Genomic DNA, 12,929 nt, shown 5'->3' with positions numbered 1-12,929 from the left:
CCGACCCGATCCGGTTCGCGCGTCGAAAGTTGCTGAGCTGCCGAAGACCACAGCGATCTCTTAATTTTCTGACCGCAATATCCAATGCCAAGCCGACATGCTCGGATCGCGGCGGACCGGTGCCTTTGCGATCCGATCTTCAGGCCATAACTTTCCCCTCAAATGACTTGGGCGGCCTTTGCTAAAGAATTCTCGACCGGGTGAATGAGACATCTGGTTGTTTCCCATGGTTGAGGGAGATCCACGATGACCTTGTCCCAGTCGCTTCAGCAGCCGGCCCTTCCTGCGCGGGGGCATGACCACGGGCGAAACGGAGAGCAGCATCAGAACGCGGCAATCGATCGGGAAGCCCTGCTCGAAGCCTTGCTCGGCGCCTTTCCTCTTCCGGTTTTCTACCAGAACAGGCATGGGCGTTACCTCGGCTGCAACAGGGCCTTCGAGAACCTGCTTGGCCATGCGCGCGAGGAGATCATCGGGAAAACTGACGCCGATCTCAATCCGGAACATCAGGCGGAATGGCATTTGGCGCAAGACGCGGCTCTGCCGGAAAGGGGTGGAGCCCGCGATTGCGAGACCAAGATCACCACGGCGGGCGGGACGGTGCGCGACGTCGTCGTCAACAAGGTGGCGTTGTCGGGGAAAGATGGCGATGCCGCCGGCGTGATCGGCGCCATCGTCGACGTTACCGAGCACAAGCGGGCGGAGCGGGATCTCAAGAAGGCGCTTGAATTCGCCGAGGGGATCATCACCGCCATTCCCGACGTCCTCTTCGAGGTGGATGAGGACGGCCGGTATCTTCAGGTCTGGACACGAAATCCGGAACTGCTGGCCCAGCAGAAGGAGATGTTGCTCGGCAGGACGGTCAACGACGTCCTTGCGCCCGATCAGGCCGCCATCGCCATGGAGGCGTTGCGCGAGGCCGGCAAAGAGGGCGTTGCCTACGGCCGATGCATATGCATCGGCTTGCCGGACGGTCAGATGCGGTGGTTCGAACTCTCCGTGGCCAGACGGCCGAGCGCCGATCCTGCTGCCGCGACCACGCTCCTGGCGTTGTCGCGCGACATTACCGAGCGGAAGCAGGCGGAAGACGCCATCAACCTCGTGCGAATGCAGTTGCTCAGCGTGCTTCAGACCATGCCCGACATGGTGTGGGTCAAGGACATGGACGGTGTCTACCTGCTGTGCAACCACGCCTTCGAGCGGCTGACGGGATTGGCGGAAGCCGACGTTGTCGGGAAAACGGATTTCGAGCTGTTCGACATCGAAAGGGCGCGGTTTTTTCGGGAATCGGACAAGGCGGCTCTCGAGGCTGGAGAATGCATCCTCAGCGATGAGGAATGGGTCATTTCCCGGGAGAACGGGCAATCTGTTCTTCTTGAAACACGCAAGGTGCCGGTCGTGGATGCAGGGGGAGGCGTCGTCGGGGTTCTCGGTGTGGCACGCGACGTTACCGAATTGAACGTCTCGCGCCAGAAAATCCACCAGATGGCCTTTTACGATCCCCTGACCTCCTTGCCGAACCGATCGCTGTTCAACGACCGGCTGCGGCAGATGATCACATCAGCCGTGTCGCGCGGTCAGCGGGCCGGCGTGGCGCTGATCGACATCGACCACTTCAAGGTGGTCAACGATACGATGGGGCATCCCGTCGGCGATCAACTGCTCTGCCAGGCGGCGGCCCGCCTCAAGGCGAGTGTCCGCGACTACGACACCGTCGCCCGTCTCGGCGGCGATGAATTCGCGATCCTGTTGCCGGACATCCGCCAGGGCGACGACCTCGGCCGGATTGCCGGCACGATCCTCGAGAGGTTCAAGGAAGGCTTTCTGCTGGATGGCAAGGAAGTATTCATCTCATGCAGCGTCGGCATCGCGCTCTATCCCGATGACAGCGCTGACGTCAACGATCTCGTGAAATACGCCAACTCCGCGATGTATCTCGCCAAACGCTCGGGGCGAAACAGCTTTCGCTTCTATTCAAAGGACCTGACGGCGAGCGCCGAAGAGCGCATGCGGCTGGAATCGGATTTGCGCCGCGCCATCGAGCGCGGTGAACTGGAGCTGCACTACCAGCCCAAGGTGCTCCTGGACAGCGGCGCCATGATCGGTTCCGAGGCCCTGTTGAGATGGCGTCACCCGGTGATGGGCATGATTCCCCCGTCCGCTTCATTCCGGTCGCGGAAGACACGGGGCTGATCGTGGAGCTCGGCCGATGGGTGCTGCGCGAGGCATGCCAGACGGCCGCCGAGCTGAATGCCGACGGCGGGATACCGCACAAGGTGGCAATCAACCTGTCGGTCAAGCAGTTCCAGTCCGCCGGATTGATAAAGTCGATCGCCGAGATTCTCGAGAACACAGGCTGCCGCGCGGAATGGCTCGAAATCGAAATCACGGAAAGCCTGCTTCTGGATCAGAAGGATGAAACGCTGCAGATGCTCTCCGAGCTTCGGAGCATGGGATTTTCGATCGCCATCGATGATTTCGGCACGGGCTATTCGGCGTTGAACTATCTGGCCCGTTTTCCCATCGACACGCTGAAGATCGACCGGTCTTTCATCAACAGCGCCGACAAGCGCAACGAGGAACTGGTGAAGGCGATCCTCTCCATCGCGCGCTGTCTCGGCCAGAGCGTAGTGGCGGAAGGCGTCGAAACCGCCGAGCAGGCAGCCTTCCTTGCCGCAAACGGATGCGGGTCGGCGCAAGGTTTCCTCTACAGCAAAGCCCTGCCGAAGACGGAAATCATGGCCCTCTGGCTGGGCTCTTCGATGGGCGAGTCTGCAGGAGGGCGCCTATAACGCCGCGCGGATAAAGAACGACCGCTTGCGAGTTCGCTTCGAAGCATGGCAAGCGGCCGGGATTTCCGCATTTTGCCGGTTCTTAAGCTGCAGAGACTGAACGGTTCTCAAAGTTGACGGTTGCGTTATCCGAATTTCGCAACGCTGTCCGATCGGCGCAGCAAAGCTTGGAACTGAGCCGCCAGTAGGGGCAAAAGTAGGAGTTTGTTAAGGTTGACAAGGCGTTTACTGGGTGCAGGGACGAGCGCAACACATTGAAATGAAAAGCGAAGACGTTCCGGTCGATCGGCAATGAACCCACGCCGCATCCTGGAGACATGAGAGTTTCCATCCTCCCAGGCACAATGAAAATAATGAATGAGAATGGCTGAAATCATCCAGTTCCCAAATCCAGTCTCCGATATCACGTCGAATGCTCATGACCTGCAGACCGCAGCCGGACCATCCGGAGGCTCCGACATTGATCAGATGCTTCAGGCACGCGCCCGCATCCAAAAGGTTCTGCACGAACTCGACAGATTGACCGGTGAGCTCTGCCAGTTGTCTATCGAGGGGTGACAGCGGAATGATTGGTCGGCGCGCTCCTTGCCGGCGAGGCCGCCTACTCGGATGAGGTCTCGGCAAGGCGCAGCGGGATGCAGAGCGGCCGGCCGTGAACAGGATCGGTTATGACCCTTGCCTGCACGCCGAAGACGTCGGAGACCATCGCCTCGGTGACCAGATCGGCGGGCGCCCCCGTGGCGACGATCTCGCCGCCCCTCAGAAAAACCAGCGTGTCGCCGTAGCGCGCCGCGAGATTGAGGTCATGCAGGACGAGGACGACCGTTCTGCCGAATTGCTGCTTGAGACGGTCGACCAGTTCGAGGCATTCGAGCTGGTGGGCGAGATCGAGATGGTTGACCGGCTCATCGAGGCAGATGATGTCGGTCTCCTGCGCCAGAACCATGGCGATCCAGGCGCGCTGCAACTGCCCGCCCGAGAGCGAGCCCAGCCTGCGGTCACGCAGATGCCCGACGCCGGTGCCTGCCATCGCCTGCTCGATCGCTTCCGCGTCGCCGGCGTTCCAGGGCTGCAGCAGCGTCTGGTGCGGATAGCGGCCAAGCCGGACGAGCTCCTGCACCGTCATGTCCTCAGGGGCTGAAGGACTCTGGGTCAAGAGCCCGATCTTCCTGGCGAGCGCCTTTTCCCCGAGGCTGTGAAGGCTCAGTTCCTCAAGGAGGATCTCGCCCTTGCTGGGCTTGTGCAGCCTGCGGATCGCTCTCAGCAGGGTGGATTTGCCGCAGCCGTTCGCGCCCGCCAGCACGGTGATCTTGCCCCTGGGGATGGCGAGTGACAGGGAATGCAGGACGTTGACCTTGCCATAATCCAGGCTCAGCCCCTCGATCGATATGACGTTTCCGGTGGTGGTCGCACTAGCCATGGCGCTGGTTTCTCATCAGGAGATAGAGGAAATACGGAGCGCCAATGACGGCCGGAACCGTTCCGGCAGGCACCTCCGTCGGTGAAAAGAGCAACCGGACGATAAGATCCGCGCCCACCAGCATCGACGCTCCGATGAAGAAGCTGCCGATCAGGCCGAAATGGACGCCTCGCCCGATCAGCCGGCGCGCCAGATGCGGCGCCATCAGACCGATGAAGCCGACGCCGCCGACGAAGGCGGCCGAAAGTGCGGTGATGGCCGCGGCAAGGACAAAGATTTGAATGCGGAAGCTCGGCAGGTTGAGGCCGACGCTTCTGGCCGACATCTCGTCAAGGTCGGCCGGCGGCAGCCTGCGGGCGACGATCAGCACGATGAGGGTCAGCGGGAGCATGCCGATCGCCGTGATCCGGATCTCGTTCCAATTGATCTCGTTGACTGCGCCGGCGATCCAGCGGGCGGCCTGTCCTGCCTGGTAGACCGGGCCGACAAGCATGGCGATGACCGTGAGCGATTTGAGCACCGCGGCAACGGCGGTGCCGAAGAGAAGCAGACGGATCGCCGACGCCGATTGGCGGCCGGCAAAGGTGAAGACGACGAAGATCGCCGCTATCGATCCGGCAACCGCGGCGACGGGCTGATAGGCGACCGAGGTGAGGAGCGCGTTCGACTCGATTGGAGAGCGCCGCAAGGAAGCAGACGACCGCCAGCGCCGCGCCGTCGACGACGCCCAATATGCCGGGCGATGCGAGTTCGTTGCGGGTGACGCGCTGGAGAAGATATCCGGCGACCGCAAAGCCGCCGCCCGCCAGAGCAGCGATCACGACACGCGGCAGGCGGAACTGCAGGACGATGACGGTTTTGCCGCGGATCTCGGCGCCGAGAAGGACGTCCCAAACCTGGGCAAGCGGGATCCAGGTGGAGCCGAATGCCACGCCGGTCGAAGCGAGACCGAGGAAGAGGAGGACGATCGCCGCGAGCGTCAGCAGGGGTCTGGAGGCTGCGAGTGACCGGACAGGGGAGGTCATGCCGCTCTCCGTTTAAGCAGGATGAGCAGCGTGATGCCGCCGACGGTGGAGGTGATGGCGCCGACCGGAGCTTCGGCGGGATAAATGATGAAACGCGCGAGAATATCGGCCGCAGTCGCGTAGATGGCGCCGATCAGTGCCGAGGTGACGATGAGGCGGCGATGGCTGAGGCCGACGAGCCATCGGGCGAGGTGCGGCACGACGAAACCGACGAAGCCGACCGGACCGGCCATGCAGACGCCAACTCCCGTCAGCAGCGAGATCGTTAGGAACCCCGCCCAGCGCACGACGGCGAGCGGCACGCCGAGATTTGCTGCTGTCGTATCATCGGCCTGGAGGGCGTCGAGCGGCTGCGCGAGCATCCATGCGGCCGCCAGCCCGGCGAGGACCACGGGTGCGCCGCCGATCGCAAAGGCGATCGGCCGGTCGGCAAACGAGCCGGTCAGCCAGAAGAGCAGCTCCTTGAGCTGGGCTTCGTTGGTGGTCAGGATGATCTGGACGATCGAATATGCCAGACCGCCGACGGTCACGCCGACAAGGACGATGCGGATCGGCGAGAAACCTCCCGAAGTGGCGGCGACGCCGAAGACGAGCAGGCTGGTCGCCAGTGCGCCCGAAATAGCCGCCACCGACATTCCGGCAATCGAGCCGATCCCGAGCCAGATGCTGGAGGCGACGACCGCGAGAGCTGCGCCGCCATTGATGCCGAGCGTGTCGGGGGAGGCGATGCGATTGCGCGCCAGCGTCTGAGTGAGGACGCCGGCGACACCGAGAGCGGCGCCGACGAGCGGCGCGAGAAGAGCCCGGGGATGCGCAGCGTGGTGATGACGACGGCGCTTTCCGATCCGTCGAAAGCGAAGACCGCGTTCCAGATCGCAGCCGGCCAATATTGCCGATATCCCAGTGCCACGCTGGCTGCGACGATAAGGATGAGGATCGCCGACAAGGCGATCGCCAGCAATGTCATCGGCCGCGAAGACGTGGAGAGGGGATAGAGCGCACGAGTTTCAGCTTGACTTTAAGTGGACAATGTATCTCATCTTATGATCCAACCGATTGGTCGAAAAATCATTCAATTGTCAAGTTCGAGGCCTGTGTGCGTACGAAATCCATTCTGCTGGCGGCGTTCGCTGCCATTCTGTCCCTCATCGCCGTAACTGCGGCCGGCGCGCGCGAAGTAACCCATGCCATGGGCGTTACCGATGTGCCTGATGCGCCGAAGAGGATCGTCGTGCTGACGAACGAGGGAACGGAAGCGCTGTTGGGGATGGGCATCAAGCCGGTCGGCGCCGTGCGGTCCTGGCTCGGTAAACCCTGGTACGACCACATCGCCCAGCGGATGGAGGGCGTAACCGTCGTCGGCGACGAGTTGGCCGTCAACCTCGAACTGATCGCTTCGCTCGAACCCGATCTCATCCTGGGCACAAAATTCCGGCAGGAGAAGATCTATTCGCAGCTTTCGGCCATCGCGCCCACGGTCCTTTCCGAACGAATTAGAAGCGACTGGAAAGGCAACATGAAGCTTTACGCGGCCGCCGTCGGGAAACTGCCGGCGGCGGAAGCGGCCTTCAAGGCCTATGACGACCGCGTCGCCGCGATCAGCAAGGCGCTGGGGGATAAAAAGGCCGAAAAGATCTCGCTCGTGCGCTTCATGCCGGGGCGAACGCGGATCCTGCTGAAGGATACTTTTGCGGGCAATGTTTTGAGCCAGATCGGCTTTGCGCGCCCGGCAAACCAGGATCGGATGGAATTCGCCGACGAGGTGACGAAGGAGCGCACGCCCGAATTCGAAGGCGATCGGCTCTTCTACCTGGTTTATGACACCGGTGACGGCAAGACGGCCGCCGCCGCGGCCGATTGGACGTCCGACCCGCTCTGGAACAATCTTGCTGTCGTCAAGGCCGGCAAGGTCGGCGCCGTCAGCGACGCCGTCTGGAATACGGCCGGCGGCATTCTCGCGGCAAATCTGATGCTCGACGATATCGAGAAGATATACGGCCTGCCCGCCTCGCGCTGACGCGTCGCAGGCCGCCTTCCGCGGCTCAATCTGTCTCCGACTTCTCATGACGAAGGGCGGCGATGACACGATCGGCCATGAAAGCACAACGGGCGCCATCGAACGGGAACAGGGCCGAGAAGGCGCCGGACAGCCGTTTTTCCATCGATTGCCGCATCATCTTCCGCGCCCGGTGCAGCCGGCTCTTGGCCGTTTCGGGTCTTATTCCCAGGTGAGCGGCGGCCTCGTCGGTGCTCATGCCCTCGACATCCCGCAGCACGAAGATGGCGCGGAAATCGTCAGGAAGTTCGTCGACCGCATTTTCGAGGAGATGCCGCGCCTGGCTCCGTGACAGTTCGGCTTCCGGATCGGTTGCCGACAAGGAGGAGGGAAACTGGAGTATTTCGCCACCCGGCGATGTCGTCTGCATGTCGATTTCCTCAAGCCCGGCGGTGTTCTTTCGCCGCCGCACGCGGCCAAGCGCCTCGTTGACCGCAATGCGGGTGAGCCATGTCGAAAGCTGCGCATTGCCGCGGAACGCGGCCAGACCGGTGAATGCCTTGATATAGGCGGCCTGGACGACGTCTTCCGCCTCCGCGTCGTTGCGGATAATGGCGCGCGCGGTGCGGAAGAGGCGCTGGTTGTGGCGCTGAACGAGGATGCGGATGGCAGGCTCGTCACCCATTTTCGCTAAGGGTACGAGATCGGCGTCGGAGAGTGCCGATATCTGCTGCCGAAGTCGCTCGGTCGGAACCGGAATGGCTGTCATGGGGATTCTCCGCCTATAGTCTTTGATTGAAGCCCGGCCCTATGGCCGAACGTCCAGTTTGCCGGTCATGGCAGGATGAAAGCGGCAATAGAAATCGACGGCTCCTGCTTGGCTGACCGTCATGCGGCCTTCTGATTTCGGCGGCAGGTCGATATCGAAGCTCTTGTCACGCGCGGTTGCCGTGTGCCTGAATATATCATCGTTTCGCCAGACGATCACATCGCCGACATGCAGCTCGGCCGGCGATGCGCTGAATTTCATTCCGGCGATGCTGACCTGATATTCCGCAGCAAAGGCAATGCCGCTGTCTGTGCAAAGTAGCGCAAACAGCAGCAGCGATTTCGTCAGCAGGCGCATCGCAAACCTACTTCATTGTCGAAGCGAGATGTTCGGCATGCATCTGGTGCTGCTTGAACAGGGTCAGGCCGGTTTCCAAGAGCGACTTGAGCTCTTCATTCTGCGCCGAAGGGATCAGCACCGTGGAAAGCGCCTCGTTGACCGACTTGTGGTAGGCGACTTCGTTTTCGACATAGGCCTTGTCGAATGCGGCGCCGTCGAGCGCGCCCAGTGTCGTCAGTTCCTTGCTCGCCTGGGTCGACAAGGACTGGCTGATGTTATTGTCTTCGGGCGTCACTTTCAGCTTCTTGACGAGGGCGAGCGCCTGCTCGTTGACGGCCTTGTGGTCGCGCTCCATGGTTTTGGCGAATTCGATCACGTCGGCATTCTTGCTCTTCTTCAAAGCCTGTTCTGCAGCGGTGACATCGATCTGCCCGGCCGTATAGGCGATATGAGCGATCTGAGGATCGGTCGGCTTGGCATCGGCGGCCATCGAAGCTGTGCCGAGCGATGCGGCCATGAGCGCGGCGCCCAAGATTCGTTTCAACATGATCTGTCTCCCTTGTGTCCATGTGACTGAATGCTTGCCAGCGGCAACGGTGCCGCGCTTCGGAAGCGAGCATTGGATGCGGAGCGGCGCAAAAGGTTCCCGGAATTTTTTTGACGGAAGGCGACGACTTGTCATCGGCGCCGGTCACAGCTGCTTCAGTCCTTGCAGATGAAACGCTGCAGCACGATCGCGTGATTGTGGTGCAGGTCTTTCGCAGCATAGAGAAGTGTAGCGTCCGATTGCCCGATCCGGCGCTCGAGCTCCTCGACGCTCGCTGAATTCTTTTTCAACTCGTCCAGATAACGACGCTGGAATTCGGTCCATTTGGCCGGATCGTGGCCAAACCATCGGCGCAGCGCGGGGCTTGGCGCGATATCCTTCAACCAAATATCGACTGCGGCATCCTGTTTGCTTAGCCCGCGCGGCCACAGCCGGTCGACCAGAATGCGCGTGCCGTCTTCGTCTGTCTTCGGCTCGTAGATTCGCTTGATGTGCACAGCCATTTTACTCATTCGCAGGGGTTCAAACCAATCTCGACCGAATAGGCGGGCGAAGGATTTGGTTCCATATGGTTGCCAATTAGCCACAGCTGTCTGCCTCTAAGCTGTCACAATTGATTTTTCGCGCGTAACTGGTATTGCTCGGTCGTCTGCCGTTGCTATTTTTTGATTCTCTCAATATTGCCAAAAGGATACGTGATGCGAAAGTTGGCGCCGTTCATCGTTGTCGCGGTACTCAGCGCATGTGCCCGGCCATCGGATGGCCCAACTGCCGGTGGTTTCTACAACGCCACCTCACCGCAAACCAACGAGCGAATCCCGGTCGTGAGGTTGTCGGAAGCGCCGATGGGCCAGGTTGCCGTTACTCCGCTTGCCTATGCTGCCAGCGATCCCGGGCTGAGCGTCATGCGCTCGAACGGATTTGCCGACACGCGGCTCCGGCGCGGCGACGTCATCGACGTGACGATTCTCGATCCCGGCGAGGATGGGCTTTTCTCCTCGACTGAGAGCAAGACCCTCAATCTCGGCCGCTTCACCGTTGATTCGACCGGCAACGTGACCCTTCCCTTCATCGGCAAACAGCGCGTGGTGGATTCCTCGACCGAGGCGCTGCAGACGCGCATCGTCACCGGCCTGAAGGGCTCGGCCGTCAATCCGCAGGCTGTCGTCACCGTGGTCGACAGACCCTCCAGCGGCGTCACCGTCAATGGCGACGTGCGCTCCGCCGGCCGCTTCCCGCTCACCGCGCGCAAGGAGCGCGTGCTCGACGCGGTGGCACTTGCCGGCGGCGCTTCCTCCGATCCGGGATCGGCCACCGTCACGCTGATGCGTGGCAAACAGCACGCCACCGTGCCGCTGCAGCGCGTCATCGACGACAGCAAGCAGAATGTCTATCTGCTGCCGGACGACCAGATTTATGTCGACAAGGATTCACCGACCTTCACCGCCTTCGGTGCCTTCAAGAGTGTCGGCGAGTTCGAATTCGAGCCGGGCAGGCTGACGCTGGCCCAGGCGCTCGGCCGGGCGGGCGGGCTGCTCGACGACCGGGCTGATGCCAGCAATTTCTATGTGCTGCGCAATCAGCCGGTCTATACGCAGGTGGCGGCGGCGAATGCCAAGACTGCCGCGCCGGTCGTGGTGAGCAGCAAGCCGGTGATCTACCGCGTCAATATGAAGGATGTTTCCAATCTGGCGCTGATGCAGCGTTTCCAGATGATGGACGGTGATATCATCTACGCCAGCAATGCCAGCCTGGTGGACTTCGCCAAGCTCTTCAACGTCTACCAGAAGAGCGTGCCGACGGCCGCAGCGCCGATCCCCGGCTCGAGCGGCAACTAAAAATCGACTGGACTTTCCACGGGGCCGCCGAGCAGATGCAAGGCGGCCTTTGCATTTTCCGGCCTGTCTTGCGGATCCCGCTGGGACAGGCGGATCGCCAAAGCCTCCAACCTCTCGTCGTGTTCCGTGCAATGGCTGAGCAACAGGGACAGCAGGAGCCCGGCCGCGTAGAGATCGGATCGTCCGTCGAGCGGTTTGCCGTCCGTCTGTTCGGGAGAGGCGAAATCCGGCCGGCCGGCAAAAGCGAGATCGAATTGGCGATGACGGCATCCCGCCTCGAGCGCCACGCCGAAATCGGCGATCTTCAAACGAGAGAAATCCCCTTGAGATAGGAGGTTGAGCGGCGACAGGTCGCAATGAACGAAACCGGCGGCATGGATCGCGTCCAGGCCGGAAAACACCGATGTCATGAGCGAGGCCACGTCGCCAGGGGATAACGGCCTTTGCTGCAAAAGCTCCGCAAGCCGGCTTCCGATCCATTCCATGACGAGAGCAGGACGTCCGTCGGCAAGACGCAGAATGGTTTGCGTCGCGGCAATGTGGGGATGGCGCAGCGCCATGCCGATTTCCGCCTCGCGCAGCATGAGTTTCCTCAGCACGGGATCGTCGGCATGCTCGGGCCGCGGCATCTTGATCGCGTGAAGCGTTCCGAGATCGCGATGCCGGGCGCGGTAGACTTGGATGACCGCGCCATCATGAACCAGCGTCTCCTGCACGAAACTGTTGGCAATGATTGCGGTATCCAACTCACTGAGGCGGGCCTCGCCCCGGTCAAGTGCATCCCGGACCCTGTCTATCAGTATCTTTCGGGTGTCCGGCGAATACGCCTTGTCCGCATTCAACGCCTGCCAGAGATGCGAAAAACGCCGCGCGATCTCCTGGAAAGCCGCTTCCGGAGGGTCATGGCTCATCGGTCTTCACGTCGATCACAATGGCGCTGAGGTTGTCGCGGCAATTGGCGATCAGTCCCTCCTGAACGAGGATGTCGGCCGCCTTTTCGATTGTTGCGGAAAGGAGAATTTCGGCGATGCTGCGCTCGGACACGGCGCTCGGCAGCGGCGCGCTGCAAAGCAGGAGCCGGTCGCCGACTTGCAATCCGCCGGAGAGGACTTCCGGAACGAGATGCCCGCGCAGTCCGATCGCGCGCGACAGTGTGCGCCGCAGGCCGATCTCCACATGGTCGCGGGTGAGGCAGCGCATCATACCGTCCCGCAGAAGATAGCAGCGGGCATCGCCGGCCCAGAGCAGAGCGCAGCTCTCCTGCAGCGTGGCCAGCACGACGATACTGGCGGCCGCCGGCTCGCGAGGTCTCGGAAAGATAGGCCGACTGAAGCAGGCCGTGGGCACGGCCAAGCTTGCCCTTGATCTCCTGCACCAGAGCTTCGATCGTCTGCTGTTTGGCGGTTTCGGCCAGCACATGAACCGCGATCTTGCCGACATCCGCGGCAGCGTTGCTGTCACCGACGCCATCGGCGACGGCGAAGAGCGAGGGCGTTTCAGAAACGAGCAGCGCGTCGGCATTGACTGAGAGCCGCGTGCCGGCGTGCGTGGCATGGCTGTGCCGCAAGACGAGAGGATGAGGCGCTTCGATGCCGGCGGAACGCGGTGTCTCCGTCGTTTCGGGTTGCGGGCCTGCCGAAGCGGGGGAAACTTCGTGCAGCAGTTTCGAAAAATGCCCGGGCTCGGGGGCGCCGCTGACGCGAAAGCCTTTGGCGCGCCGCTCTTCGGGACTGATCCGCCACCAGAGCGTGCCGCGGCTGGCGGCGTCGTTCCGCAGTATCTCGTTTTCCGCGAGGTCGGCCGGGCGCAGGGTCCTCAGCCGCTTCAGGCTTGCGGTGAAATGGTTGATGTCGAAATCCCGCTTGGCCGAGCTTTCGGCGATCGCCTCGGCCGCCGTGAACCACGTGTCGTCGAGATAGAGCTGGCGTGGATGCTCGACAAAGCCATGAAGCTGCGCGGCGATGACGAGGGGAAAACTGCGCCCGACGCGGTCGAGACTTGGCAGCAGCACGCCGGCAACGGTTGCCGGCCCCCAGAGACCGCGCTCGATGATGAAACGCCATGCGGGCATTGTACGGAAGCGGCGTTTCCAATCCTCGCCGTGTTCCTGCTGAGCCGCCTGCATGCCGGCCTGCATCCAGGCATCGAGCGCAGATTGCAAGCTATGGCCGAGGCCCATCGAAACGAAATCGCCATGGCTCGG

General features: G+C 61.9%; 13 protein-coding genes and 3 pseudogenes. 5 read left to right on the top strand and 11 right to left on the bottom strand.

Annotated features, from left to right (window positions below; genetic code table 11):
* Window positions 1-336: 336 nt before the first annotated feature.
* Window positions 337-2,792, top strand: a pseudogene (locus tag MHI61_RS28565) (EAL domain-containing protein); the annotation flags it as partial.
* A 363-nt stretch (window positions 2,793-3,155) separates the two neighbouring features.
* A complete protein-coding gene (locus tag MHI61_RS28560; RefSeq protein ID WP_222138137.1) occupies window positions 3,156-3,350 on the top strand; it encodes a hypothetical protein in 195 nt (64 codons plus the stop codon).
* A gap of 43 nt (window positions 3,351-3,393) precedes the next feature.
* On the opposite strand, the gene MHI61_RS28555 is transcribed toward MHI61_RS28560, so the two are convergent.
* The 4 genes and pseudogenes from MHI61_RS28555 to MHI61_RS28545 form a co-directional block, all read right to left on the bottom strand.
* Window positions 3,394-4,212, bottom strand: coding sequence for an ABC transporter ATP-binding protein (locus tag MHI61_RS28555; RefSeq protein ID WP_239793328.1), 819 nt, complete (start codon window positions 4,210-4,212; stop codon window positions 3,394-3,396).
* Window positions 4,205-4,900 carry an iron ABC transporter permease gene (locus tag MHI61_RS28550; protein WP_275593098.1) on the bottom strand — a complete coding sequence of 232 codons (696 nt, stop codon included), beginning with the start codon at window positions 4,898-4,900 and terminating at the stop codon, window positions 4,205-4,207. Before MHI61_RS28550 ends, MHI61_RS28555 begins: the two co-directional genes overlap by 8 nt.
* A gap of 49 nt (window positions 4,901-4,949) precedes the next feature.
* Window positions 4,950-5,237 (bottom strand): annotated as a pseudogene (locus MHI61_RS32675) (iron chelate uptake ABC transporter family permease subunit); the annotation flags it as partial.
* A complete protein-coding gene (locus tag MHI61_RS28545; RefSeq protein WP_239793327.1) occupies window positions 5,234-6,124 on the bottom strand; it encodes an iron ABC transporter permease in 891 nt (296 codons plus the stop codon). The pseudogene MHI61_RS32675 and the gene MHI61_RS28545, both read right to left, overlap by 4 nt.
* 209 nt (window positions 6,125-6,333) lie before the next feature.
* On the opposite strand from MHI61_RS28545, the gene MHI61_RS28540 reads away from it, so the two are divergent.
* A complete protein-coding gene (locus tag MHI61_RS28540; RefSeq protein WP_239793326.1) occupies window positions 6,334-7,254 on the top strand; it encodes an iron-siderophore ABC transporter substrate-binding protein in 921 nt (306 codons plus the stop codon).
* A 25-nt stretch (window positions 7,255-7,279) separates the two neighbouring features.
* Here MHI61_RS28540 and MHI61_RS28535 read toward each other — a convergent pair whose 3' ends face one another.
* From MHI61_RS28535 to MHI61_RS28520, 4 genes are all read right to left on the bottom strand, one after another.
* Window positions 7,280-8,002: an RNA polymerase sigma factor gene (locus MHI61_RS28535; RefSeq protein ID WP_239793325.1), complete on the bottom strand. Its 723-nt coding sequence runs from the start codon at window positions 8,000-8,002 to the stop codon at window positions 7,280-7,282.
* A 39-nt stretch (window positions 8,003-8,041) separates the two neighbouring features.
* A complete protein-coding gene (locus MHI61_RS28530; RefSeq protein ID WP_239793324.1) occupies window positions 8,042-8,359 on the bottom strand; it encodes a cupredoxin family copper-binding protein in 318 nt (105 codons plus the stop codon).
* Window positions 8,360-8,366: 7 nt separating this feature from the next.
* The gene (locus tag MHI61_RS28525) at window positions 8,367-8,888 is read right to left on the bottom strand and encodes a DUF4142 domain-containing protein (RefSeq protein WP_239793323.1); all 522 of its coding nucleotides are present in this window, start codon (window positions 8,886-8,888) and stop codon (window positions 8,367-8,369) included.
* A 155-nt stretch (window positions 8,889-9,043) separates the two neighbouring features.
* Window positions 9,044-9,391: a DUF488 domain-containing protein gene (locus MHI61_RS28520; RefSeq protein ID WP_239793401.1), complete on the bottom strand. Its 348-nt coding sequence runs from the start codon at window positions 9,389-9,391 to the stop codon at window positions 9,044-9,046.
* Window positions 9,392-9,586: 195 nt separating this feature from the next.
* Between MHI61_RS28520 and MHI61_RS28515 the strand changes: the two genes are divergently transcribed.
* On the top strand, window positions 9,587-10,726 hold the full coding sequence (locus MHI61_RS28515; RefSeq protein WP_345774876.1) for a polysaccharide biosynthesis/export family protein: 1,140 nt from the start codon (window positions 9,587-9,589) through the stop codon (window positions 10,724-10,726).
* On the opposite strand, the gene MHI61_RS28510 is transcribed toward MHI61_RS28515, so the two are convergent.
* Both MHI61_RS28510 and MHI61_RS28505 read right to left on the bottom strand, forming a co-directional pair.
* Entirely contained in the window at window positions 10,723-11,637 is a 915-nt protein-coding gene (locus tag MHI61_RS28510; protein ID WP_239793321.1) for a serine/threonine-protein kinase, read from the bottom strand. The genes MHI61_RS28515 and MHI61_RS28510 overlap by 4 nt on opposite strands.
* Window positions 11,627-12,079, bottom strand: coding sequence for a hypothetical protein (locus tag MHI61_RS28505; protein ID WP_239793419.1), 453 nt, complete (start codon window positions 12,077-12,079; stop codon window positions 11,627-11,629). The genes MHI61_RS28510 and MHI61_RS28505 overlap by 11 nt, the downstream gene beginning before the upstream one ends.
* On the opposite strand from MHI61_RS28505, the gene MHI61_RS28500 reads away from it, so the two are divergent.
* Entirely contained in the window at window positions 12,066-12,254 is a 189-nt protein-coding gene (locus tag MHI61_RS28500; RefSeq protein WP_239793418.1) for a hypothetical protein, read from the top strand. The two genes, MHI61_RS28505 and MHI61_RS28500, sit on opposite strands and share 14 nt — an antisense overlap.
* 348 nt (window positions 12,255-12,602) lie before the next feature.
* Here MHI61_RS28500 and tagF read toward each other — a convergent pair.
* A pseudogene (tagF, locus tag MHI61_RS28495) lies at window positions 12,603-12,905 on the bottom strand (type VI secretion system-associated protein TagF); the annotation flags it as partial.
* Between the last annotated feature and the right edge of the window lie 24 nt (window positions 12,906-12,929).

The sequence above is a fragment of the Rhizobium sp. K102 genome (assembly GCF_022385315.1).
GTDB lineage: Bacteria > Pseudomonadota > Alphaproteobacteria > Rhizobiales > Rhizobiaceae > Rhizobium > Rhizobium croatiense.
Note: the sequence above shows the minus strand (reverse complement) of the source record. Positions and strands in the feature narration are given on the sequence as shown.

Coding starts and splice junctions, on each gene's coding strand:
- MHI61_RS28560 (WP_222138137.1), top strand. CDS start 3,156: ATGGCTGAAATCATCCAGTTCCCAAATCCAGTCTCCGATATCACGTCG.
- MHI61_RS28555 (WP_239793328.1), bottom strand. CDS start 4,212: ATGGCTAGTGCGACCACCACCGGAAACGTCATATCGATCGAGGGGCTG.
- MHI61_RS28535 (WP_239793325.1), bottom strand. CDS start 8,002: ATGACAGCCATTCCGGTTCCGACCGAGCGACTTCGGCAGCAGATATCG.
- MHI61_RS28530 (WP_239793324.1), bottom strand. CDS start 8,359: ATGCGCCTGCTGACGAAATCGCTGCTGCTGTTTGCGCTACTTTGCACA.
- MHI61_RS28525 (WP_239793323.1), bottom strand. CDS start 8,888: ATGTTGAAACGAATCTTGGGCGCCGCGCTCATGGCCGCATCGCTCGGC.
- MHI61_RS28520 (WP_239793401.1), bottom strand. CDS start 9,391: ATGGCTGTGCACATCAAGCGAATCTACGAGCCGAAGACAGACGAAGAC.
- MHI61_RS28515 (WP_345774876.1), top strand. CDS start 9,587: ATGCGAAAGTTGGCGCCGTTCATCGTTGTCGCGGTACTCAGCGCATGT.
- MHI61_RS28510 (WP_239793321.1), bottom strand. CDS start 11,637: ATGAGCCATGACCCTCCGGAAGCGGCTTTCCAGGAGATCGCGCGGCGT.